30 protein-coding genes are annotated in these 25558 nt (G+C 25.0%); all 30 read right to left on the reverse strand.

The annotated features are described in order from the left end of the window. The coding region (locus BT993_RS03635; RefSeq protein ID WP_072593279.1) for a hypothetical protein at positions 1–1973 on the reverse strand (1973 nt) is incomplete at its 3' end. 216 nt (positions 1974–2189) lie between these two features. Continuing rightward, positions 2190–3494, reverse strand: coding sequence for a glycosyltransferase (locus tag BT993_RS03640; RefSeq protein WP_072593280.1), 1305 nt, complete (start codon positions 3492–3494; stop codon positions 2190–2192). A 3-nt stretch (positions 3495–3497) separates the two neighbouring features. Then, positions 3498–3635 (reverse strand): hypothetical protein, encoded by a 138-nt coding sequence (locus BT993_RS07335; protein WP_158007930.1) that lies wholly within the window; start codon positions 3633–3635, stop codon positions 3498–3500. Beyond that, positions 3622–4011, reverse strand: coding sequence for a hypothetical protein (locus BT993_RS07175; protein WP_083557375.1), 390 nt, complete (start codon positions 4009–4011; stop codon positions 3622–3624). Before BT993_RS07175 ends, BT993_RS07335 begins: the two co-directional genes overlap by 14 nt. Before the next feature lie 8 nt (positions 4012–4019). Further along, positions 4020–4688 (reverse strand): 5'-methylthioadenosine/adenosylhomocysteine nucleosidase, encoded by a 669-nt coding sequence (locus tag BT993_RS03650; protein ID WP_072593281.1) that lies wholly within the window; start codon positions 4686–4688, stop codon positions 4020–4022. A 185-nt stretch (positions 4689–4873) separates the two neighbouring features. Then, positions 4874–5158 (reverse strand): hypothetical protein, encoded by a 285-nt coding sequence (locus BT993_RS03655; RefSeq protein ID WP_072593282.1) that lies wholly within the window; start codon positions 5156–5158, stop codon positions 4874–4876. Positions 5159–5241: 83 nt separating this feature from the next. Then, a complete protein-coding gene (locus BT993_RS03660) occupies positions 5242–5679 on the reverse strand; it encodes a Dps family protein (protein ID WP_072593283.1) in 438 nt (145 codons plus the stop codon). A gap of 126 nt (positions 5680–5805) precedes the next feature. Continuing rightward, a complete protein-coding gene (gene hpf / locus BT993_RS03665) occupies positions 5806–6114 on the reverse strand; it encodes a ribosome hibernation-promoting factor, HPF/YfiA family (protein WP_072593284.1) in 309 nt (102 codons plus the stop codon). 63 nt (positions 6115–6177) lie between these two features. After that, the gene (locus BT993_RS03670; RefSeq protein ID WP_072593285.1) at positions 6178–6837 is read right to left on the reverse strand and encodes an ABC transporter ATP-binding protein; all 660 of its coding nucleotides are present in this window, start codon (positions 6835–6837) and stop codon (positions 6178–6180) included. 11 nt (positions 6838–6848) lie between these two features. After that, the gene (locus tag BT993_RS03675) at positions 6849–8000 is read right to left on the reverse strand and encodes an ABC transporter permease (RefSeq protein ID WP_072593286.1); all 1152 of its coding nucleotides are present in this window, start codon (positions 7998–8000) and stop codon (positions 6849–6851) included. Positions 8001–8007: 7 nt separating this feature from the next. Continuing rightward, complete coding sequence (locus BT993_RS03680) at positions 8008–8490, reverse strand: hypothetical protein (RefSeq protein WP_072593287.1); 483 nt, start codon at positions 8488–8490, stop codon at positions 8008–8010. 1 nt (position 8491) lies between these two features. Continuing rightward, a complete protein-coding gene (locus BT993_RS03685) occupies positions 8492–8812 on the reverse strand; it encodes a septum formation initiator family protein (RefSeq protein WP_072593288.1) in 321 nt (106 codons plus the stop codon). A gap of 1 nt (position 8813) precedes the next feature. Further along, a complete protein-coding gene (gene nrdR / locus BT993_RS03690; RefSeq protein WP_072593289.1) occupies positions 8814–9278 on the reverse strand; it encodes a transcriptional regulator NrdR in 465 nt (154 codons plus the stop codon). An 11-nt stretch (positions 9279–9289) separates the two neighbouring features. Beyond that, complete coding sequence (locus tag BT993_RS03695; protein ID WP_072593290.1) at positions 9290–9754, reverse strand: PTS sugar transporter subunit IIA; 465 nt, start codon at positions 9752–9754, stop codon at positions 9290–9292. Positions 9755–9769: 15 nt separating this feature from the next. Further along, positions 9770–10417 carry a DNA repair protein RecO gene (recO, locus tag BT993_RS03700; protein WP_072593291.1) on the reverse strand — a complete coding sequence of 216 codons (648 nt, stop codon included), beginning with the start codon at positions 10415–10417 and terminating at the stop codon, positions 9770–9772. Next, positions 10417–10920: a hypothetical protein gene (locus tag BT993_RS03705; protein WP_072593292.1), complete on the reverse strand. Its 504-nt coding sequence runs from the start codon at positions 10918–10920 to the stop codon at positions 10417–10419. Before BT993_RS03705 ends, recO begins: the two co-directional genes overlap by 1 nt. Then, a complete protein-coding gene (gene mreC / locus BT993_RS03710) occupies positions 10917–11771 on the reverse strand; it encodes a rod shape-determining protein MreC (RefSeq protein WP_072593293.1) in 855 nt (284 codons plus the stop codon). Before mreC ends, BT993_RS03705 begins: the two co-directional genes overlap by 4 nt. 8 nt (positions 11772–11779) lie before the next feature. After that, a complete protein-coding gene (gene groL / locus BT993_RS03715; RefSeq protein WP_072593294.1) occupies positions 11780–13381 on the reverse strand; it encodes a chaperonin GroEL in 1602 nt (533 codons plus the stop codon). Continuing rightward, the gene (locus tag BT993_RS03720; RefSeq protein ID WP_072593295.1) at positions 13374–13649 is read right to left on the reverse strand and encodes a co-chaperone GroES family protein; all 276 of its coding nucleotides are present in this window, start codon (positions 13647–13649) and stop codon (positions 13374–13376) included. Before BT993_RS03720 ends, groL begins: the two co-directional genes overlap by 8 nt. Before the next feature lie 206 nt (positions 13650–13855). Continuing rightward, on the reverse strand, positions 13856–17830 hold the full coding sequence (locus BT993_RS03725) for a hypothetical protein (protein ID WP_072593296.1): 3975 nt from the start codon (positions 17828–17830) through the stop codon (positions 13856–13858). A 269-nt stretch (positions 17831–18099) separates the two neighbouring features. Continuing rightward, entirely contained in the window at positions 18100–19326 is a 1227-nt protein-coding gene (locus tag BT993_RS03730; RefSeq protein ID WP_072593297.1) for an aminopeptidase, read from the reverse strand. Positions 19327–19378: 52 nt separating this feature from the next. After that, positions 19379–19930: a DJ-1 family glyoxalase III gene (locus BT993_RS03735; protein WP_072593298.1), complete on the reverse strand. Its 552-nt coding sequence runs from the start codon at positions 19928–19930 to the stop codon at positions 19379–19381. Between the two features lies 1 nt (position 19931). Then, positions 19932–20249 (reverse strand): hypothetical protein, encoded by a 318-nt coding sequence (locus BT993_RS03740; RefSeq protein ID WP_072593299.1) that lies wholly within the window; start codon positions 20247–20249, stop codon positions 19932–19934. A 7-nt stretch (positions 20250–20256) separates the two neighbouring features. After that, entirely contained in the window at positions 20257–21966 is a 1710-nt protein-coding gene (gene ptsP, locus BT993_RS03745) for a phosphoenolpyruvate--protein phosphotransferase (RefSeq protein WP_072593300.1), read from the reverse strand. A 16-nt stretch (positions 21967–21982) separates the two neighbouring features. Next, on the reverse strand, positions 21983–22678 hold the full coding sequence (locus tag BT993_RS03750; protein ID WP_072593301.1) for an ankyrin repeat domain-containing protein: 696 nt from the start codon (positions 22676–22678) through the stop codon (positions 21983–21985). A 39-nt stretch (positions 22679–22717) separates the two neighbouring features. Then, positions 22718–23455 carry a tRNA (guanosine(37)-N1)-methyltransferase TrmD gene (trmD, locus tag BT993_RS03755; RefSeq protein WP_072593302.1) on the reverse strand — a complete coding sequence of 246 codons (738 nt, stop codon included), beginning with the start codon at positions 23453–23455 and terminating at the stop codon, positions 22718–22720. A 1-nt stretch (position 23456) separates the two neighbouring features. Further along, on the reverse strand, positions 23457–23948 hold the full coding sequence (rimM, locus tag BT993_RS03760) for a ribosome maturation factor RimM (protein WP_072593303.1): 492 nt from the start codon (positions 23946–23948) through the stop codon (positions 23457–23459). 2 nt (positions 23949–23950) lie between these two features. Beyond that, complete coding sequence (locus BT993_RS03765; RefSeq protein ID WP_072593304.1) at positions 23951–24571, reverse strand: hypothetical protein; 621 nt, start codon at positions 24569–24571, stop codon at positions 23951–23953. 4 nt (positions 24572–24575) lie between these two features. Further along, on the reverse strand, positions 24576–24977 hold the full coding sequence (locus BT993_RS03770) for a PTS-dependent dihydroxyacetone kinase phosphotransferase subunit DhaM (RefSeq protein ID WP_064607281.1): 402 nt from the start codon (positions 24975–24977) through the stop codon (positions 24576–24578). A gap of 8 nt (positions 24978–24985) precedes the next feature. Then, positions 24986–25549: an RNA methyltransferase gene (locus tag BT993_RS03775; RefSeq protein WP_064607282.1), complete on the reverse strand. Its 564-nt coding sequence runs from the start codon at positions 25547–25549 to the stop codon at positions 24986–24988. Positions 25550–25558: the final 9 nt, after the last annotated feature.

A 25558-nucleotide genomic window follows, 5' to 3' on the forward strand; every position in this document is an offset into this window, starting at 1 on the left:
AAATATTTTGTTACATATGTTTGACAACTAAACAATTTAATTTTATTGTCATTCTTCTTTGCACTTGCTTTTACATCTATTCCAAATCTAGGTTTAATTGATAACTTATCATTTAAATATTTAAGTTGTACTTCTGCACTAGGAGATATTACTAATAATGATTGAGTATCCATACCAAAGTTTTTTTCTTCTTCATCTATTTTTCTTGAATCTTCTTTAGTAAAACCTTCAAATCCTTCTTCTCCAACCTGATTTCTCTTTATTCTATTTAAACTTTCATAAAGTCTTTCAGATTTCAATCCGTCTGAATAACTTGCAACTAGTTTTCCAGTTAAACCTATATTATCTTTTAATTGATATTTTAACTCATTTTCATTATATACTTTGTAAGCATATTGTGTACTTAAATGTAACTTATTACCATTATTTTCTTTATAGTTAGTAAATAATGAGATAGTTTTTGCTCCTAATGTTGAACTAAAATCTGTCTTATTATTTATTTTATAATCTAATGTACCTTTAGTATCAGCTAATAATAGTATTTCATCAGTCTGTGAATCATGATTTAATATTGATAATCTATTTGAACTTGTAAAGTTTAATTCTCCTTTTAATGTTAATTTATCATTAACCTTATAGTCTGCCTTATTATCACTCCATACATTTATTACACTAAATGTTTTATTATCTGCATAACCAACTATATATCTTCCATCTATACTATTTTTTGTTTCAACATTTTTAGTTTTTCTATCATATGTTATTCCAGCACCAATTGAAGCTAAATGTTCTAATCCATCAAATTTAGCAGTATTCTTATCGTTTTTTATATTTACTATACCAGAATATTTTCCTACTCCTCTTACATCAAAGATTCCTAACTTGTAACTTAACATATTACCTGTATAGAACATTCCTATTTTAGGATCTTTTTTAGATTTATCATATTCAACTGCATTTAATTTTAAATCTTTAATTTCTATTCTTGATTTTAATTTATTCTTCGATTCTATTTGTAATTTATCCTTATTATATTTAACCTCAAATTTTAATTCTGGTTTATATAATAATTCTTTAGGTGTTTGACCTTTTAATACTTTTTTAATTACAAATTCATTACCTATTCCACCTAATAATTCTAAGTTATTATTAACAGTATATTTAGCTTCATTCTCAATTGATATTGAGTAATCTTTTCCACCTGGTACTATAGTTCCTAAATATATTTTACCTTTATTACGTATTTCTAATTTATCTAATGTACTTGTTGTCTTTAATTCTAATTTTAATCTTCCATAATTCTTATATGTATCTTTTTTTAATTTATGATTTAAATCAACATCTATTTCATGATTATCTTTCTTAGTCTTTACATTTACAAAACTTTCTACTCTAAAATCACCCTTTTGTAAATATCCTGCTGTATATATACTTCCAGTATGTAATTTAAAAAGTTTATGATTATAGTTTACTATACCTGAAAATAGAGTTTCTTCTCCTTTAAATCTTAATCCTTGACTATGGTAATAATCTTTTAAAGCTTCTTCATCATATTCAAATTTTTTATCCCATTCTCCTCTACTTTTTAGTAAATGTTTTATAGAATTTTCATATCCACCCTCATTTTTTTCATCATAATTGTAAGCTGCATTTAATATTAATTCTATTTCATTTGTAAGTGATTTTTTAAGATTTAATCCAAAATATCCTTTAGGAATTAAAGTTCCATCTCCACCTTTTCCATTTAATGCTTTAGAACCCTCTAATTTTACTCCACCAAAAGTGAATACTTCTTTATTTTTCCCAAATATCGCTCCTAAATTTATATCATTCGATGCTTTTATTTTTGTAGTACTAGTATTATTGTCTTTTGAATGCTCTAATCCTAAATTAGTATCATTGTTTACATAGTATTCTGCACCAAAAACACTAGCACTTATAGTCATCAATCCAATAAGTTTATTTCTAAACATATTTTCCTCCTTGTTTTCTAACAAATTATGTGTTATTAATTTATATGTCATGTGATAAATTACAGACATAGCAATTATACCCCCCCCCTTAATACTTTGTCAATCATTTTATAAATATTCATAATATTTTTTTATCATTTGTAAAACATTTTATTATTAATGTATATTATTTGCTTGCTTTTTTAAAATAAAAAAATACTGAATAAATTCAGTATTCTATATTTTATTTTCTCTAATTATATTTAAAGTAGATTTATCAATCTTATTATTTATCTTCAATTCTAACTTATTAAATAACTCTTTACTAACCCTATAACTTCTATTTCTCACATAAACTTTAAAGCTTCCGTCTTTATTTAATTTTATTTTTTGTATTCTGTATATCTTACCTAAATTATTTTTATAAATATCTTCTACTTTTTTGATAAATAGTGTTAAGTCATATTTTTCTGATATTTCTATAGATTTATTACTCATTGATTTTCTCTTATCTGAATCTAAAGAATAAAATATATCTATTTTCTCATTTAATTCTTCTATACTTTCAAAAAAATATCCATTTTCATTTTCAAATAATAAGTCTTTAAGAACAACTCTATCACTACAGAATAAAATTTTACCTGTAGACATAGCTTCTATAAAAGTAAGTCCTTGAGTTTCTGAAGTACTTGCAGAAATAAAGGCATCAGCTAAGCTATAGTAATCTGGAACTTCATGATATTCTTTTTTACCACAGAATATTATATTTTCTAAATCATATTTTTCTTTAAAATATTTAAGTTCTGGTCCCTCTCCTACTACAAGTAATATGATATCTTTCCTATTTTTTATTGTTTCTAATATTATTTCAATATTTTTTTCCTTAGCTACTCTTCCTAAATACATCAAAACCTTTTTACCTTTTAAATCAAATTCTTCTCTTAATTTTTCAATATTTGCTTGATTAGGGTTTTTGAATATATTAAGATCAATACCAGATGGCAATACTCTTACATCTGTATTTTTTATAGCATATTTCATTAAAACATCATATGTCTTTTTAGACGGAACTATTACTGTATTTGCTGGATAACAATACATTTTAGAAATCATCTCAACAAATTTTACAAAAGGTTTATTTAATATATCAATATTCATAAAATTAATATAGTGGACATAATCTTCTAACATAGTATGATAAGTGTATACCAATGGAATACCAAGCGTTTTAGCAAGTATTCTTCCTAAAATAGCAGTACCAAATTCTGTATGTATGTGTATTATATCTAATTTCAATTTTCTTATTTCATTAAAAGCTGAAAAATGAAAAGGACCAGTAACTGAATAGTTATAAAAATCCTTTAATAGGAAAGATGGTAATTTTATTACCTTGTCTTCAACACTTAATTTCATACTATTATTACATGTAATTACATAAACATCATGACCTAATTCTTCTAATCCTTTTTTCAATGTATGAACACAAACTGCAACTCCATTTGCATGAGGTAAGTATGTGTCTGAAAATAAACCAATTTTCATATTTTAATCCTCTTTCTCTAATTCTACAATTCTGAATTTAATATAATCTTCAAATGATAAAATCTCACAACCACAAACTAATTCATTTTCTTTTTCATATTCTTCTAGTAATTTTTGATAAATATCTTTATTGATTTTCATTTTCTTTACCATTATTTTTATTCTCAATGTGTTGTTTTATTATTTTATCAACTTCTTTATCTGTTTCACTTTTATTTTCTTCATTAACATTTTCATCTGTTTCATTTTTGTTTTCTTCATTAACATTATTTTCTTCGACTTTTTCTTGTTTTTGTTCTTCATTAACATTATTTTCTTCGACTTTTTCTTGTTTTTGTTCTTCATTAACATTATTTTCATAAAATCCACTTTTTCTAATACTAAAATCTTGTAATATTAAATTTGTATTATTATATGCAGATTTTCTAATATATTTTATTTTAGAATATGTATAAAATACTCCTAAAAAAAATATTATCCAAAATATTATTCTTAAAATTTTTATTAATCTTCTCATTTTTCCACCTATATTAATTTAGTAATTATATTTTTTGAATTTTCAGATGCTAAATTAACAAATTTTTCAAATTCCATAGTTGACTCATCTGTCAATGTATCCGATATAGAACGAATTATTAAAAAATCTACACCTAATAAATATGAACAGTGAGCAACTGAAGCAGATTCCATATCTACACATAACGCATTAAAATCTTTACCAATTTTAATTTTTTCTTCAGCATTTGAAACAAATTTATCTCCAGATACTATTTTACCAAAATGTATTTTCTCTCCCTCTAGTTTAATCATAGCATCTTCAAGCATTTTTTTAGGTTTAAAAATAGATGTTTCCATTCTAGGAATTATACCTATTTCATATCCAAATTCTGTTGTATCGAATAGATATTCTTGAACTTCAGTTGATATTACAATATCCCCTATTTTAAGTTTATTTGAAGTAGAACCTGCAACTCCTGAAAAATATATTTTTTCAACTTTAAATTCATTAACTAATAAAGTTGTAATAATAGCTGAATTAACCATACCAATTCCACAACCAACTAAAATTACTTTTTTATTATTTAATAATCCACTATAAAAAGTATTTCCACTAACTGTTTTAATTTCTACATCTTTCATTTCTTGCATAATTACATTTATTTCTTCATACATTGCACCTATTATTCCTATCATGTATACTCCCATTTGTTTTAATACAAATATTCTAACATTTTAAAAAAGAAAATACAAATAGTTTTTAACAAAAAAAGAGTAGTTCTTTAAAGCCTACTACTCTTAAAAAAGGCGAATTATATTTATAATTTATAAATAAAAATAGGTCAGTATGTTATAAACTTTCTAACCTATTACAATTTTAATTAACTATTTGCATATTCTTCAAATTTTCTTAATAGTTCTTCTTCTACTTCTTTTCTTTTTTTCTTGCCATATGTATCAAATATGTTGTCATGGTGCATAAATTCTTGCAATAAATCATCGTAAACTGGGTCTATATCATATAAATGCAATTGTGCTGCAAAAAAACTTGCTATATAATCTATAATAGATTCTCCATGTTCTTCATAATCTTTTCTTAAAATTTGTGTATGCTCTTTTACATATTGTTTAAGTTCTTCTTTGGTTACTTTTCTAACTTCTTCCATTTTTATATACCTCTTATTTCCTAATTGTTATATATTTTTGATATGATATTATAAAAGCTAGGTCATTCCTAGCTTTTACTTAATTATTTAATGTATGCTTTAAACATCCAAAGAAGTTTTTCATATTCAGAAATATGATTATCAAGTTCAGCACTTGTACCAAAATCCTTTTCTTCATCTGTTATATTTTTTAAGTTTTTCACTTGTGCAAGTAAATTTTCTATATCTATTATTAATATTTTTAACAATTCAACTACATTAATATCTTCATCATTAGCTTCTTTTATTGTTGTAACTTCTAAATATTTTTTCATATTTCCATATGGTCTTCCACCTATAGCTAATATTCTTTCAGCTATAATATCAATTTTTTCATTAACAGCATTATATATTTCTTCTAATTTTGAATGTACTGTAAAGAACCCTTGACCAACAACATTCCAGTGATAGTTTTGAACCTTTCTATAAAATACATTTAAATCTGCTAAATATATGTTTAGAGCATCAATTGTTTTATTCATTTTTATTCCTCCTGTTTTTGTTTTAAATTTGTAATTATTACAATATATAATTATATTATCATTAATATTCATTTATGTCAAGATATTTGATTAAAAGAAATGAGAGCATTAGCTCTCAATTCCTTATTATTCATCTCTATTTTTCATTTTTTCCTTATATTTTCTTACTTGTCTTTCTAAACCTGAAGATAGATTATCAATAGCTGCATATAAGTCTGCATCACTTTCTTCTTGTCTTATAGTTTTATTAGGAGCATAAACTGTAGCTATCGCTTTATACAATTTACCCTCTGACTTAGTAGGTTCAACAGTTAAGGTAACATCAACTTCTGGAATATTTTCTAAATACTTTGTAATTTTAGATATTTTAGTTTCCACATATTTTTTGATAGGTTCTGTCATTTCTAATTGTTTTCCACTAATAATTATTTTCATAATAAGCACTTCCTTTCATTGCTTCCTTACTATATTATACCCTCAATTTCTTTTTTTTCAAGTTTAAATCTGTTTTAATTCACCATTTTTTATCTTATATTTTACTTTGGCTAAATTTGCAAGTTCTATACTATGAGTTACAATTATTATACCTTGTCCCTTTTTATTTATTTTAACAAATAATTCATTGATTAAATTACTTGTTTCATAATCTAAATTTCCAGTAGGTTCATCTGCAAGTATTATTTCTGGATCATTAATTAAAGCTCTTGCTATTGCAACTCTTTGTTTTTCTCCACCTGATAATTCTTGAGGTTTATGATTGATTCTATGTTCTAAACCTACTTCTTTTAATAAATTTATAGCCTTATTTTCCACTTCTTTTCTTGATTTTTTATCATCTACTAAAGCTGGTATCATAACATTTTCAAGTGCTGTAAATTCATTTAATAAATAATGAAATTGAAACACAAACCCTATCTTTTTTCTTCTAATTTCTATAATATTTTTGTTATTTATATTTTCTCCATCAATAAATATATCACCCTCTGTCGCATTATCAAGTAATCCAAGTATATTAAGTAATGTTGTTTTACCACTACCTGATTTTCCTTGTATTGAAAAAAAATCACCATTTTCAAATTTAAAATTGATATCTTTTAATATATCTATTTTTTCAGCTTTAGTAACATATGTCTTATATACATTTTTTAATTCTAACATATTATCTCCCTCTAATTATTGTATTTTATAGCTTCTGTTGTATTCATCTTTGATGCCTTAATTGATGGCATTATTGTAGAAACTAAAATTAATACAAAAGAGGTAAAATAAATAACTAACATTTCTATTAAACTCATACTTATTGGAAGTGTTTCTAAGTAATAAGTAGAGGTAATATAGTATTTAAATAATAATTTTAAAAGTATAATAATAATAGGTGATAATAACAATGAAATTAACATACCTATTATTCCAATAATCAATCCCTCAAATAAGAAGATTTTCAAAATATTTTTATCAGCAAATCCCATTGCTTTTAATATTCCTATATCTGTTATTTTTTCTCTAACTATCATATTTAATATTACTGATATAGCAAACGAAGCAATAAGTATTATCATACTTAAAATTGATACTAAAACAAATTTTTCAAAATTTATTGCACTTAATAAACTTTGATTGTCCATATTCCAACTTCTTGCATAAACTTTATCTCCATAATTCTCATTTATATCTTTTACTAATAAATTCAAATTATCAGTTTTGGTTGGATTATCAACTATAACAGAAATTGTTGAGGCAACTTCTCCTCTTTCCTCTAATAGCTGTAATGTTTCAAGAGGAAAAAGTAATAAATCTGAATCATAGTTATAGAATCCTGTTTTAAAAACTCCTGAAATAACTGCTTTTATTTCTCTCATTTCAGATGTAAGTACAGTTATTTCATCTCCTATCATAGTTCCTGTATTTTTTATAAATTCATTTCCAACTAGAACTGAAGTTAAATTATCTTTTTCTATTTTCCCCTCAATAACATTTAAATTAAGTCTTTCTAAATTAGTTCCAATAATTAATGTAGATTTAGAAATTCCATTTACCTTAATTAAACCTTGTGAATCAATTCTATAATTAATATCTTTAAATTTATATTTTTCAAATTTCTTACTAATATCTATATATTCTTGTTGATAATCTTGATAAATTCCAACACTAATATGTGGAGAAAGTGTTAATATTGAATTTAACATATTATTTTTCAAACCATTAGATATTGCAAGTGATACCACAAAAACTGTAAGAGCAATTGCAATTCCTAAAATAGAAACTATAGACTGAAATTTTCTTTCTATTATATGTCTTTTTGCTATAAAAAATTCTATCATTTATCCTCTATTCCTCTATAATTACATCAAGACTTGTAAGAATAGATATTTGCTTTATAAACTTATATTTATTATTAATATTTAATCTATATATAAGTTCTTTTTTATCTTTTGTTTTTATTATTAAACAATTTTCATTTGAATTTTTAGAAATTCTCATGATTCTAATACTTAATTTCTCTATTTGATTTATTAATACTTTATTATTTTTATCTATTATTTCATTTTCATCTACATATATTCTAAATTTTAATATAGTATTTAAATGAAATATTATATATACAATTAAAGCTAAAAGAATAAAAATAGTAAAATAATTATCAGATAAATCTTCTTTAAATAAATTCATACCAACATAAAATATGGTAAATAAGATAACTCCAATTAAAATAAATGATCTAAAAAAGTATAAATTTGAAAGTCTATATACCGTTTTTATTCTAGGATTAGAAACTATAGTATCATCTATTTCCATTTTAATTTTATTCATATTATTCTCCATTTTCTTTTTCTGATGTTTCAGTTTCTTGAACATCTTCATCTACAATTTTATATATTCTTTCACCATCTTTTTTAAAATTTAGATTATCTCTTACAAATTTTTCTTTGTTAGTCCCTTTTCTTGATTCTTCTAATTCTTTTTGTAATTTTTCTTTCTCTTCTTTTAATTTCTCATATTTTTGATTACTTTCAATTAATTTTATATTTATTTCTCTACTTTTCTTAATATTATTATATATCCTAAAAATTAATGATGAAAATATCACAAAAAACAGAAATATAATTGCTAAAGTATATAGCTTTTTCTTCATTTTATCTCTTCCTTTTTCTCTTTTTAACTTCTTTAATCGTATTTAAAAAACTATCCAAATTTTCAAATTTATTATAAACAGAAGCAAATCTAATATATGCTACTTCATCAAATAAAAATAACTTTTCAAGTATAGTATCTCCCAATGTATTACTATGTATTTTACCATCATAATTAGTTAATATTTCTCTTTCTATTTCATCTATCATTTCATCAACTTTATTTTGTACATAATTTCTTTTAACTAAAGATCTTATTATTCCTTGGTATATTTTATTTCTATCGAATTCTTCAACTTCTCCATTTTTCTTAATTACTACTATTGGTAAATTAAAAATTTTTTCTATTGTATTAAACCTTTTATTACATAAATCACATTGACGTCTTCTTTTTATTGAATTTCCATCACTATATGAGCGACTATCAACTACCCTTGTTTCTTTATCACCACAATAAGGACATTTCATAGTTGTTCTCCCTATATTTCCATATTCTTAATCAATTCTATCATTTCTTCTTTTGTCTTAACTTCTAACATAGATTTTCTAAACTCAGAATCTTGACAAAATCTTGAAATTTTTGCAAGTATAATTAAATATTCTCTACTTAATTCAACTGGAGATAAAAACATAAATAAAATATTTACTTTTTCTTCATCTACTGCTTCATATTCTATTCCCTCTTTAAATATACCTACACTTATTACAATATCTTTAACAGCATCTGTTTTAGCATGTGGTATAGCAACACCTCTACCTATACCAGTAGTTCCCAAGATTTCTCTTTCCATTAAATCTTCAAATGCTTTTTCTTTATCTAAAATATTTTCATTATTTTCTAATCCTTTAAACATTTCTTTTAATAAGGCATTTTTATTTTTTGCCTGTAAATCTAAATTTATTCCATCTACATATATTTTTTCAAAGATATAATTGGTTTTCATTAATTTTCTCCTTTATTAAAGTATCAATATTTTTTTATAATCTAATCTAATATTAAAATAATTATTTATATAATCTTGAAAACAATTTAATATAGTAATAAGACTCTCAGAGTTTTCAAGATTAGCACTTTTAGAATATTCTATATAATCCTTATATTCATCAAATAATCCATATTGATTAATTAATTGACTTATATCATATATTCCAAGTTCTATCATTAATCTTCTTAAAAATGTAACTAAAATAAATATATTAAAATTAATATCTACAAATGTATCTTCATCTAATTCATTTATATATTCTAATATCTCCATACTTTTATTATATAGTTCCTCTTCTGGATTATCAAATTCTAATACTTGATTTAATGAATGAAGCACATAAAGTGATAATTGTAATTTTTCTATTTTTGATAATGATTTATCAAAACTCTTTTTTAATATACTATTTTTTATTATTTTAGAATTAGATTTAATTTCTAACTCTACATCACTAACACTTAATGGCATTAAAGATGCTAAATGTTTTTTCTTTGAATTTCTAGCATTAAAAATTATTGCAGAAATTTTACCATGTTCTTTTGTAAACATTGTAACTAATACACTACTACCAGAAATTTCTTTTTTATTTAAAATAATAGCAACATCATTTATTAACTTCATTAGTATCTTATCAAGTATTCAAAATTTGCATAATTAGAAATATATTGTATTTTTTGAGGTTTTTTATCAATATATTCACTAAAGTTTATAACATATTTATCTGCTATTATTTTTACTAAAACCTTGTTTTCAAATATATATTTCCTATTTTTTGCTTCATATGTAGTATTTTTATCCATATTAGATAATTCTTCTAATATAGAATAAAGTGAGGTATCATCAAAACTTAATTTTTGCTCTATTGTCTGCTTTAATTTAGGAGAATAAAGAGTCTTTTTACCATTTGAATATGTAATTATCTCACCTTTATTTAACTTAGGTTCTAAAACTTCAAATTTCACTGTATTTGGCATATATTCTAAATTATATATTTTCTTCTTTTTCTTATTATTTATTTCTGAAAATTCAGTAATTTCAGCATTAAAATTTTTCTGTAAAAAATCAAATGTTTTAGAAAAAGTTAAACTAGTTAATAGAATAGTTAGCATAAAAATTTTCTTCATATTACTTCATCCCTTTCTATATTTTTCAATAAATTAAGTTTAGTATTATTAAATTTATATACTACTACTGTATTTATTCCTATTAATTTATCACTAATACTAAAATTTAATTCTTTACTATCTATTAATTTTGTTTTGTCTTGTAAATTAAATGTTCCTATAGGTAATTTTTTAGGATATATTTCACTAATACCTGATGTTTCTATATCAAATTTATCTATTTTATCAGCTTTTTCAACATTAAAATTCTTAATAACAAAATTTAATGACCCTTTACCACGTATTATACCTGTAAATATTCCATTTACATTGACTGACATTTTAAAGTTAGGGTTTGATAATAAATAAACTTCTGAATAATCTTCTGATACTTTATTAATCTTTCCTATAATTTTAGAATTTAATATAACAGGTAAATTTGTTTCTATTCCATCTTTACTTCCCTTGTTAATAAAAATTATATCATGATCATGTAAATCATCTTTTAATATTACTTCTGCTGCTATAAATTTTCTATTAGAATTATTTTCAAGTTTAAAATATGATCTTAACTCTATATTTTCTTTTTCAAACTTCTCTAATTCCATTTTTTCAGCACTTAATAACTGAATTTCTGATTTTAATTTTTCTAATTCTTTAATATTTTCTTGTACATTATTTAAATAATTTAGTTTATTATTATATTTAGAATAACTATCATATATTAATGTTTTAGTTTCAACTAATTTAAAATTAATGTCTGATAACATATTTTTAGTAAATTTAAATAAATTATCCTTGTTTAGAAAAAATACAACTGTTACAAATGCTAGAAAAATTAATCTTTTAACAATCTTTTTTTTCTTTTTCATTTTCTCTCCTAATACATATTTGGTATTTGTTGATTTTTATTCTCTTCTTTTGTAACAACACTAACTTCAGTAGTTAATAATAATGAAGCTATTGAACTAGAATTTTGTATAGCTGAACGAGTAACTTTAGTTGGATCTAATATTCCACGCTCAAACATATTTACATATTCTTCTTTCAGGGCATCATATCCAAAATTTAATTCTGAATTAAGTACTTTTTCTATTACAACTCCAGCATCTACTCCTGAATTAATTGCTATTTGTCTTAAAGGAGCAAATAAAGCTTTTTTAAATATTTCTATTCCTATACTTTCTTCCCCCTCAATATTAAACTCCTTAATATCTTTAAAAATCTGAATTAAGGCAGTACCTCCCCCTGCTACTACTCCCTCCTCAACTGCTGCACGAGTAGCATTTAGAGCATCTTCTATCCTCATTTTCTTTTCTTTCATTTCTGTTTCAGTGGCTGCCCCTACTCTTATTACTGCTACTCCACCTGATAATTTTGCTAATCTTTCTTGTAATTTTTCTTTGTCATATTCTGACTTACTTTCTTCTATTTGAGATTTTATTTGAACTATTCTTTCTTTTCTTTCTAATTCATTTCCCATTCCATCTACAATTATTGTTTTATCTTTTGTTACCTTAACTCTTCTTGCCATACCTAAATCATCTAAATCTGCTTCTTCTAATTTCATTGCTTTTTCTTCTGAAATTACTATAGCTCCTGTTAATATAGCAATATCTTCAAGCATAGCTAATCTTCTATCTCCAAATGCAGGTGCTTTAACTACAACAACATTTAAAGCTCCTCTAATTTTATTTAATACTAATGTAGATAATGCTTCTCCCTCTATATCATCTGCAATTATCAATAATGGTTTAGAATTTTCTACTACTTTTTCAAGTAAAGATAAAATTTCTTTCATAGAATTAATTTTTCTACTAGTTAAAAGTATATATGGATTTTCAAGTTCTACATTCATTCTTTCTGTGTCAGTAACCATATATGGAGATAAATAACCATTATCAAATTGCATACCCTCTACCACTTCCATTGAAGTTTCTAAAGATTTAGCCTCTTCCACTGTTATTACTCCATTTTCACCTACTGTTTTCATAGCACTAGCTATTAATTTCCCTATATTTTCATCAGCAGATGAAATTGATGCTACTTGCTCTATTTCACTATTATCTTTAATTGAAACAGATCTTTCTTTTAATTTCTCTATTGCTAATTTAGATGCTTTTTCTATACCTCTTCTTATGAATACTGGGTTTGCTCCAGCTTGTATCATTTTAGAACCCTCTTTAATTAAACTTTGTGCAAGAACTGTAGCTGTAGTTGTCCCATCTCCTGCAACATCATTAGCTTTAATTGCAACTTCTTTCATAAGTTGAGCTCCTAAATTTTCAGTATAATCTTCTAATTCAATTTCTTTTGCTATTGTTACTCCATCGTTAGTAATTAATGGTGCTCCATACCCCCTATCTAATACTACATTTCTACCACGAGGTCCTAATGTAATCTTAACTGCATCAGCTAAAATATCTACACCTTTTTGTAAAGCTAATCTAGCTTCTTCATTAAATTTTATTATCTTACTCATCATTTCCTCCAACTATTGCATATACATCTTTTATATCCAAAATATATTTTACACTCCCATCTACTCTAACTTCCATAGCTTGTGATAAATCTACTAATACAAAATCATCTTTATTTATTTTTTCAACAACATCTTCTGATACTTCTAAAACTTTTGCATAATTATTTTCTGCCTCTACATTTTCAGTTAATATTAACCCTGTTCTAGTTTTTTTTTCAACTTTTACTTTTTCAATTAATATTCTATTACCTAATGGTCTAATGTCCATTTAACTTCCCTCTCTCTAGTCAAATTTTTCTTTAAATTATACCATATGTTGTGATTATTTTCAATACAAAAAGGGTGTCTAAAAATCTTGATTATAAAGAGCGTCGTTGTATTTTAATATCAAATTTTATATTTTAATTTTTTGTCAAAAAAAGAAGCTAAACTCAAAATTTTAATCTAAGTTAGCTCCCTATTTCTATTAAACAATTACCATCTATATTCAAGTCCTGTTTTAACATTAAATTTAGTACCCTTAAAATCTTTATTTTCAAAACCAAATGGCATCTCTGCACTAAGTCTTGCATTTAAGTTACTAATTAAGTTGTATTTCATCTTTATTTCTGGACTTAAAGTGTTTTTAAATATCATCTTTCTACTTCCAAATAACTTAATATCTTCTAATATTATCTTATTACTTGAAATATATTCTGCATTTAAATTATACTTCATTCCAAGTGATACTGTCATTTTTTCATTATATCTAAAATTATACCCTAAATATGTATCTAAATTTGCATCTATTTTCTTTGTACGTAAAAAATGTGTTTCTTCTGATTTATTTTCCTTTTTTATCCTATTTGGATAATCTAATATTTCTTTTAGTTTTTCTTCATTAATTTTAGGATATATACCTAAAGTACTATCTTTTTCATATATTGTATCATCATATGATTTTTTATTCTTAACATATTTTTTTAATGATTCTAGTATATTTTTTTCATCTATATCAACAACTTCATGATTTTGTTCTACATGTTCTAAAATTTTAAGTGGATCTTTTGCTTTTGAAGTATGGCTAACAACTTTTGATTTTGTTTCAGTTGTTGTAGTAATTTCTTTTAATCCTCTTAATCTAGTTTCATTGTATACTATCCCTAAATTTAAATCAAAATTAATACCCTTATCCTGTCTATATTCTGTATCAATCTCAAAGTTATATATTTGATTATCTAAAAATATACTATTTTTCGTTTCCTTAGTTATTTTTTGTGATTTTTTATCAAAGAAATAATTATATGATTTATTACCAAACCAACCATTTATATGATAATTCCATGCAAAATAACTAAGAGGTAAGTCTACGAAGTTGCCCTCTTCAACATTTTTCTTTTCTGTATATCCTGTTCTTTTAACTGAATCAGCCTTAGCCCTTATCCTAAAGTTACCCTCTTCCTTTTTGATGTCTATAAAAGGTGTTAATGTATAATCTAATTCTCCTTTAAATAATAAATTAGGTAACTTCTCTTTAACTTTATTATACTCCTTATTATTTCTATCCTTTAATATACTTAATATATTAGGCTTTAATTCTTGTTCTACTATATCCTTACTCGATTTTAATACTTTCCTAAATCCTAATATAGTTGAAAATTCTGTCCCCTTTGTATATTCAAGCCCTACCTTTGTCGATATCTCTTCTTTATCCTTAGCAATTATCAATCTTGGTTTAACTTGAAAATTTACTATTAATGGATTTAATGATAAGCTAAAGTCTATATTCTTATCATTCCCTCTTACATCTCCTCTTAAGAAAGTTAAATCTGCCATCGCTCTATATGATAAATAATAACCTGGGTCATTCCCTAATACTCCTCCAGCTTCTATATCTCCCATACTCTTAAACTTAATTGGATTTAATTTAGTAAATATTACATCTTTAAAACTATCATCTATTAAATATTTTATCTCCCCTGTATATATTCCTCTTATACCAGCAGGTGATGAATTCCTAATACTTATCGGTAATTCTAAATGACTACTAAATAATATATTATCATAGGGTCTGTATAATAAGGTTAATCTTGGTGATAATATATTATACATCTCATATGATGATTTTACTGCTTTGCCTTTCTCTGTTTGTATATAGTCTGATTGATGTATATCTCTTTTTAGTTTCTTCTCATTACCTGTCATTAATGCTTCTTTATCAACCAATTCTTTTTCTGTTGTTTGTGATGTTATTATAGACTTATTATCTTTACCTATAGGGTTATTGTCTTTATCTCTCTTAGCTATATCAAACTCTACTTCTTTCCCATTCTTATCTAAACTCTTTCTTAGGTCTATCCAACCATATATTCCTATATGTCTTAATCCTAATAAGACATTTAGTTTATCATTTGTAGGTATATTAAGTCCTAAATATGTATCTGTATTTAAACTTGTTGTATCATATACATGTTTTTCTTGATTGTCTTTTCTATATAAATAGTTTTTAGATACATTTAATAATAGTTTTGTATTAAATTCTATTATTCCCTCTTTATATGTTCCAGTTACTCCTAAATTATTTGATTTTTTAACATATCCATATTTTTCTGCATTAACATTTACATTATCATTTAATAATAGTTCTACTCCTAGTTTATAGTTTCTTCCTATATGTCCTGCATTTAATTTTAATTTAGTTGAGTATTCTGCTTTGTTTTCTTTTAAGTTTACATCAGCAAAGTTTGCTCTTAATATGTCTTCATATTTTAGTATGTTTCTTTCTTTTTCACTTTGATGTAGATATAGTCCTCTTAATATGTCAAGACCTTTCATTTCATATGGGTTCTTTATTAATTCTTGTATCTTTGGTAATTTATCTATTATTTTACTAATCTTATCACCTAAGAAAAAATCTCCTAATATTCCCAAAATACTTGATCCAGCAATCGCTTTAATTTTATCTAGTTCATATTCTCTAGTTATTTCATCAATTAAATATTTTTTAGCATCTGAATCAAAATCATGCCATCTTTCTTCAAATTTATATTTATTTTGAGATGAAGATCTACTTTGAGCTAGAACTCTATTCATACTTAATGAGCTAGGTAATACTGGAGTTTTAAGTCCGTCATATAAATAATTTGGATCTAATTCTTCTCCTTTAATTTTAGAATAATCAAAATCTTTATAGTATCCCGGTAAAAGATGTTGAAAATCACTTGGTATTTGTGTCCAAGCTCCTATAGTCGAATATTTTCTATCAAGTCCTAATCCTAATCTTTTATAAAGTTTTTGGGCAATTCTATTAGCCATATCATTAAGTCCTTTAGCATTCTTAACCTCTTTACTTAATCCTATACCCGGTGCAATAAAAGATGTAGCTGTAGGCTTTTCTTCTTTTTCAAGTATTTTTGTTAAATCTGAAAGATTTCTAAAATTTTTATTTGAATGTATCTCATCAAACAAAGTCTTAGTTACATACCTAATTGGAGAATCTCCATAAAGCGAACCTGAATAATGTCCAAGTATTCTACTTGTCCCCTTAAATCCAGATACTTCTGCCTTTTCTAAGTCTGCATGTTCATTCTCATACTCATCTTTGCTAATTTCTGGCTTAAGTTCTTTATACTTATCCTTTAATGTCCACTTCTTAAAATACTCTACCTTATCATAACCAGGTGCCGTATATTTAATCTTATCTAACTCATCTGTTAAATCATATGACCTCTTATAATTATTAAATAAGACTGAAGCACTAACATAACTACCACCATTTTTATACACAACTGTTGGTCCTATATTTATACTCTTATCTTGTCCTGCAAAATATAGGGATAAAGATAAATTCCTATCAGGTGTTGGATTAACTCTAAAGTTATAATCAACTACCTTATTCTTTAAAGGCTTTTCATCATCTATTTTGTCTATGTCTACTTTCTCTTTACTTTCTCCCTTAACATAATAGTTAATCTCTCCATTAACATACTTATTATCAGAAGTTAATGTTAGTTTTATTTTATCTATCTCATTATCTCCTAAAAATTTTGTATGTGTAATCTTTTTACCAAATATATCTGCCTTTATTCCTAAACCTATATAGTTCTCTTTTAATTTAACACTTAATTTCTTTCTTAATTCTACATTCCTTGATAAATACTTTCCAGCTAACTCTATATCTCTAGCTGTTGGATTGTATTTTGGAATATATAAATCAAGATCTTGATTAGGCTTAGGATTGGGACTAGGTTGAGTGTTCCCACCATTATTATTTTCTTTTTCATAATCTTTATATTTTTTTGCTCTAAATAAATCCACTACTTGAGGTATTAATTTACTTACATTCTCTAGTCCATCAACACCAAAAGTTGCATCAACACCGAAAGTTACCTCTCCACTTATTTTACTTTTTTCTTCTGAGTATGCAAGTGAAGATAATAGTAGTAAAAATAATATCTTTTTTTGTTTCATAATTTAATTTATGATAAAAATATCATAATCCTCCTTTTTATGACTTTACCCATTTAACCTTAAGACATTATATCTTAAAAAGATTAATTTTACAATAAAAATCAAGTATTAAAAAATCACTTTTTTTACAATGTTAAAATACATTTGCTTACAAGCGTTTAAAAATCATATTTATATTTAATTTATATAAGTTATATTTTCTTTGTTATTTATAAAAGTAGCGTTTTAAAAAAAAGACCGAGATAAAATCTCGGTTAAAATATAAATTATTATGCCCAATTTCCATTTATAAATACTGGAATTTCTTCTCCATTTTCCTTAATTCCAACTATTTTTAGTGTTTCATCTCCTATCATAAAATCTTCATGCACTAAACTATTATTTACACCAGATTCTAAAGCCTCTAATTCAGACATATCTGTCCCACCTTTAATACACACTGGGTATGCCTTACCTAAGGCTAAATGACATGAAGCATTTTCATCATATAGTGTTTCACTAAACATAATATTAGTATTAGATATAGGGGAATCAAATGGTACTAATGCTACCTCACCTAAAAATAATGCTCCCTCATCAGTTTCAAGTAATGATTTTAATACTTCTTCTCCCTTTTTAGCACTATAATCTACTACTTTTCCATCTTTAAATACTAATTTAAATTCATCTATTAAATTTCCACTATAATTTAAAGGTTTTGTACTATAAACAACACCATTTACACCATTTCTATGTGGCAGAGTAAATATTTCTTCTGTAGGCATATTAGCAGTAAATTCTACCCCATTAGCATTTACTGATTTACCAGATATCCATATATGTCCTTTTGGTAATTCTATAGTTAAATCTGTTCCTTTTTCACTACTATATTTCAAATATTTAAACTGCATATTATTTAAATACTCAGCTTTGTCATCTAAATTATTTAAATGATTTTCCCAATTTTTTATAACATCTCCATCTATTCTCATAGTATAGAATATTAAGTCCCATAATTTAGAAACTGCATCTTCCACACATAAATCAGGGAATACTACCTTTGCCCAAGCTTCTGTAGCTGCACCTATAACAACCCATGAATTTTCATTATTCATTAAAGCTTTTCTAAATCCAGTCAGTGCCTTAGACATTGCAATAGTTCCTGCCTTAATTTTTTCTTGATCTAGTCCCTCTAAATTATTTGGATCTGAACCTATTATTGAAATAAACACAGCATTTCTTTTAACATTATCTTCATTTTGTAAAACTACATATTCTCTAACATCTTCTAAAGTTTCTTGTGAGGCATATTCAAACCTTTGTCTATTTAATACATCATCTCTCCACATTACTTGCACATCTCCTGCACCAGCCTTATATACTTCCTCACTTAATAAATACACAAAGTCCCTATTTTCAGTTAAAGCTCTAATAACCACTAATTGATTTTTTTGTACATTAGTCCCTATTTTTATTACAGCTTCTGCATATTTTCTCAATTTTTCATTAAATAACATTTCCACCTCTTTCTAATAATAGAGGATTACTGTAAACAGCAATCCTCTAATATTAATAATTTATAATTTCAATTTTTAATTTATTAACTTCATCTTCACCTAATAAATATTCAATAACTGCTAAACCAAAATCTTTTGCAGCTGCTACCGATCTACCTGTAATAATATTTTCACATTCTACTACTGGTGAATTTTCTATTATAGCTCCATTTTCAATTAATTCTTCTTCAAGACCATTAAAAACTGTAGCTTTTTTATCTTTTAAAAATCCAAGTTTTGCTAAATATTTAGGAGCTGCACAAATAGCTGCTACTAAATTATTTTTGTTATAGTAATCTGTTAATTTATTTTTCAAAATTTCTGACTTAAAATACTCAGAAGTTCCTAAACCTCCTGGTAAAAATATACAATCATAATCCATAAAATCTACTTCATCTAATATTTTTTCAGCAAATATTTCAATATTATGTGAACCTTTAATCTTTTTTTCAACATAAAGACTTACTAAATCTACATGTATACCTGCTCTTCTAAACAAATCAACAGGGAATAAAGCTTCTATTTCTTCTATATCATTAAATATCATAACTGCTATTTTTTTCATATTATGATCCTAAAAAATATTTTATCAATACATTTACTGGCCATGCTAATAAAGATAATAATGCGAATACAAACATTCTATAAACAAATCCTATAGAAAGTCTATCAGAAAATCTTTTAAATAATACTGATGCACCAAATATTGCAAATATTATTAATACTAATCTTCCAGGTGTTTCATTTATTACTGAAACAATAAAAAATATGAAATATAGTATGTAGTCAAATTTTGAAAAAGGTAAATTTTTTAATTCATTATTTTCTTGTTTATCAACTGTTTCTTGTTTTACTTCTTCTTTTTTTATTTTTAATTTTCTCATATCATTCCTATCTTAAAGCATCAATTACTTCTTGTGGAGTATCTTTACTTAAAATTAAATCTCTATATTTTTGTGCTTCTGCATAATTTGATTCTAATATTTTTTTCTTAACTTGTAATACTGATGATGCTGACATACTAAATGCGTCAAGTCCCATTCCAAGTAATAATTCTGTTGATTGTTTGTTTCCTGCAAACTCTCCACACATACTTATAGGTATTCCTCTATCATGTGCAGCATCTATAACTTTTTGTATAGCTTCAAGTACCGCAGGGTTAAATGCAGAGTAAAGGTCTGAAACCATTTCATTACCTCTATCTACTGCTAAGAAATATTGTGTTAAATCATTAGTACCTATAGAGAAGAAATCAACTTCTTTTGCAAATTTATATGCAATTATAGCTGAAGATGGTGTTTCTATCATTATACCAACCTTAATATTTCTATCAAATTTTTTACCAATTTCATCTAATTCTTTTTTACATTCTTCAAGAATAACATTTGCTGCTCTTACTTCGTTTATTGAAGTTATCATTGGATACATGATTTTAACAGTTCCATATGCAGATGCTCTTAATATAGCTTTTAATTGAGTTTTAAACATATCTTTATGTACTAAAGAAATTCTAATCGCTCTATATCCTAAAAATGGATTCATTTCTTTTGGTAAATCTAAATAAGGTAATTCCTTATCTCCACCTATATCCATAGTACGAATAGTTATAGGGCAATTTTTCATTTTTTCAACAACTTCTCTATACGCTTTATATTGTTCTTCTTCTGTTGGCATATGACCAGAATTCATAAATAGAAATTCAGTTCTATATAATCCTACACCTGTTGCTCCTGCTTCCATAACAGCATCTATATCTTCTGGTTTACCTATGTTACCCCAAATTTCTACTGCATGTCCATCTTTAGTAATTGGTTTTAAATCTTTAATTTTCTTTAATTCTTCTTTTGCCTTTAATTGTTCTTCTCTTTTAATTTCATATTCTTTAATTAATTCATCACTTGGATTTAAATAAATTTCTCCTTTATCTCCATCAATAATTATACTTTGACCATCTACAACTTCAGAAAGTATAGATCTTGTTCCTACTACTGCTGGAATTTCAAGTGATCTTGCCATAATAGCAGAGTGAGCTGTTTTCCCTCCTATTTCTGTTACAAATCCATTACAATGAACTAGATCAAGTTGTGCAGTATCAGATGGTGTTAAGTCATTAGTAACAATAATTGTATTCGGCTCTAAATTACCTAAATCGCTTATTTTAATATTTAATAAATTTTTTAACCATCTCTTACCAATATCTTGGAAATCTGCTGCTCTTTCTCTTAAATAAGGATCATCTAGTTGAGAAAGCATTAGTGAATATTCATCTATTCCATCTTTTAATGCGTGAGCTGCTTTTAAACCCTCTTCCATTATTTTATTTTTGATTTCATCCATTAAATCTTCATCTTCTAATAATAGAATATGACCATCAAAAATATCAGCCTTATCATCACCCATTTTAATTCTTACTTTTTCTCTAATAGCAATAAGTTGAGTTTTAGATTTTTTCATAGCCTCTTCTAGTTTAATAATTTCAGATTCTGATGTTTCACCTGAAAGCGATTTTTCTTCAGGAAGTTGTATTTCTTCTTCATGAAACACATAAACTTTACCAATAGCAACTCCCTCAGAAGCTCCAATACCTGTTAATCTCATCATAGTAATTTCCTCCAATTTATTTATTATTTCTTAATTCTTTTATTTTGTCCCTTAACAACTTAACTATATCGCCTTTTCCAAAATTAGCAGCTAAATCTATAGCACTACCACCATTAAAATCTCTATGTAATGGATTTGCACCTTTTTCAATTAAAAATTTTGCAATTTCATAATTTCCTTTAAGTGCAGCATCTTCAAGTGGATGCCACCCATCTACATCATTTTGAAAATTTACCATTTCAGGATATTTTTCAACCAGTAATTTAACTGCTTCAAAATTTTCAAAAAAAATAGCAGTATGCAAAGGGTATTTACCTAATACATGATGTTTAACATTTATATTAACATCTTTTTTTAACAACTCTTCTAATATATATATATTATCATATTCTATAGCAATTATTAGTGCCGTTTCTCCAATCTTATTTTCTGCATTAATATCTATTTTTTCCACTCCTTTTTTTACTATTGGAGCAAATCCCGGAGAATACGCATTTTCTGGATAAATACTAATATTTCTTTCTTCATCTCCAGATATATATGAAGATGCTAAAGTATTATTTGAAAATTTAATTGCAGTAAAAAATTCATTTAATATCTTTTCTTTTTTTTGTTCAACTTCTAATTTTTCTTTTGAAATTAATAGAGTTTCTTCAGCAAAAATATTGATATTTAATATAATAATAGATAGTAGTAATAATATTTTTTTCATACATTCACCACTTTTTACAATTTGTTTAATTATATCACATTACAGTGTTTCTATCAACTTTAAAAATCTGTCATATTTTTTCAAAAATTCTTTATCTTTAAGTTTTTCTTTTAATAAATCTGGTCTATTTTTCAAAGTTTTAAGTATTGCTTTTATTTCTCTATATTCATTAATTTTTTTATGATTTCCTGAAATTAACACCTCTGGGACTTCCATTTTATCTATTATTTGTGGTCTAGTATATTGAGGAAATCCTAACAATCCATTATAGAAAGAATCTGTTTCATACGATTCTTTTTTAATTATTCCCTCTTTCATACGCATAATACCGTCTATTATAACTAAGGCTGGTAAATCTCCACTACTTAATACATAATCTCCTATAGAAATCTCTTCATCTACAAACTTATCTATTACTCTTTGATCAAGACCCTCATATTTACCTGATATTATACATAAATCTTCAATTTTAGATAATTCTATTAATTTTTCTTGAGTTAATTTTTTACCCTGAGGTGTAACAAAAACAGTAAATGGTTTTTTAACTTTTGATTTTCTTAAATTTACAAAATATTTCCAAAAAGGTTCTGGTTTAAGTACCATACCTGCTCCACCACCAAAAGGTGTATCATCTACTTGTTTATGTTTATTATCACTGTAATCCCTAATATTTTCTATATCTATTTCAATATTTTGTTCATTTGCTCTTTGCATAATAGTCTGTGATAAATACATCTCAAATATTTCATTAAATAAAGTTAAAACCCTTATTTTCATATCACATCATTCCTTCTAATAACTCCACTTTTATTATTTTTTGACTATCATCTATTTCTTTTACAAAAACATCTATAAATGGAATTAATACTTCTCTTTCTTCTTTAACAACTACTAAAATTGAATGTGCAGCTGTATCCATAATATCAACAACTTCACCAATATTTTCTGAATTATTTAATACATTATAGCCAATAACTGATTCCTCTTCTTCATATTCTGGTATTAAATCTGCTCTAACATATATCTTATACCCTATTAAAGCTTTAGCTTCATCAATATTTTTTATCTTATCTAAATCTAATAAAGCTCTTTTACCAGTAATACCTTTAACATCTTCAACTTTAGCAATCTTAACATCATTAAAATCGTTTTTAATTATGACATTTAAGTCTTTTAATTCCTCTAAAAGAGGAAATATAGTATTAACTTTTACTGTACCTAAAAGTCTATGTGTTCCTGTAATTGTCCCTATTAATATTAAATTTTCCATTTTTAATCCTCGTTTTCTTTTTTATAATTTGTTCTTATTTTAAAAGTAAAATATAGGGAAGAAATATATAAGCTCATAATTAAATTAATTAATATTATTAAATAATTATACAATGGATTATATCCAGAGATATAATTATGAAATGTTAAAATTACCATAGATACCGTATAAGGTAATAAGAAAGCTAATAAATATATGAATAATTTAGCAACTAATTCAATAGAAAATCTTATAGATGATTTTAAGTCTAAATTTTCTATAAAAAAGAAATAAGGCAAAAATACTAAAAGCATTCTTAATATATCTGAAATAATTGATAATTGAGGTATTAATATATGTAATGCTCCAAGTGATGTATAAAAAATTAAATATATTCCAGCTTTTTTATAATTTACACTATAACCCATACTTTTAGATAAAACAATTAATAGTGATATAATTAAAATAGAGTTTAATAAAAGTATTAATAATACTACCATTCCATATGAATATATATTATCTATCCTATGTTCAAATATTGGAGCAATTCTTCCAGTTAAAATATTAAAAATAAAGAAAAGTATCAAGAATATATAGTTTTTCTCTACAAGTTTCAAAATAGTTTTAAAAATTTCTGTAAACATATTATCACTTTATTTTCTTAAAATTAATACTATCCTCTGCAATAGCCTTTAATTTTTTTAAATTCATATTTTCATCATTAGCAACTATAGCTGACACAGTTCCCTCAACTAACGGACAGTCTGCTATTTCAACATCTATTTCACCATCTATTAATTTTATTGCACCTTTTACTGCATTTATTGAACTTCCAAAGTCCACAAGTACTAATACACCTTTTCCTCTATTTGCTTTTTTGATTACGCTTGCAACTATCTCAGGTGTAGTTCCATAAGTATCATAATTACTTCCACCACCATTTAATAATTCAAAATCTTCTTGCTTTAAAACATTACAAAATTCTAAAAAAGCATCTGTCATGGAATTACTATGACAAACTAATACTATTCCTACTGTTTCTTTTTTCATTATTCCTCCTAATTTTCTCCAAATAATCTATCTAAAATAATTGATACTGCTGCTCTTACAGAAAGATGATTGTATCTTGTATTTATTCTTATTGGTTCTAAGATATAATCTGAAATATCCATAATTTCTTGAGTTAATCCCCAACCTGTTCCAAATAAAATGAAATAAACTTCATCATCATTAAATATTTTTTCTGATAATTTTTCAAATGAAATTGTCTTTTCAAATAATCTTGCTGAAGTTGTAACAAGCTTTGGTTTTTTCCCTGTAATCTTTATTATTTCTTCTATACTTTTTTCTATACTATCTGATAAAAGTGTATTTTCAAATGCTTCATTTCTATCTTTATTAAAATCTATTCCGTCTCCCTCTTGCCAAAATCCTAATATTCTTGACGTTAGTTCTTTTTGTGCATCTACTGGAGTAATAATAAAGTATTTATTTACATCATATGTTCTACAAGTTCTTGATATATCATGTATATCAAAATTTGTAACAGAAGTTGCAACTACTTCACTATTTTTATTATACACTGGATAATGTACTAATCCTAAAAAAATATTATTTCTCATCAATTTTCC

It is taken from the genome of Streptobacillus ratti (assembly GCF_001891165.1).
Classification (GTDB): domain Bacteria; phylum Fusobacteriota; class Fusobacteriia; order Fusobacteriales; family Leptotrichiaceae; genus Streptobacillus; species Streptobacillus ratti.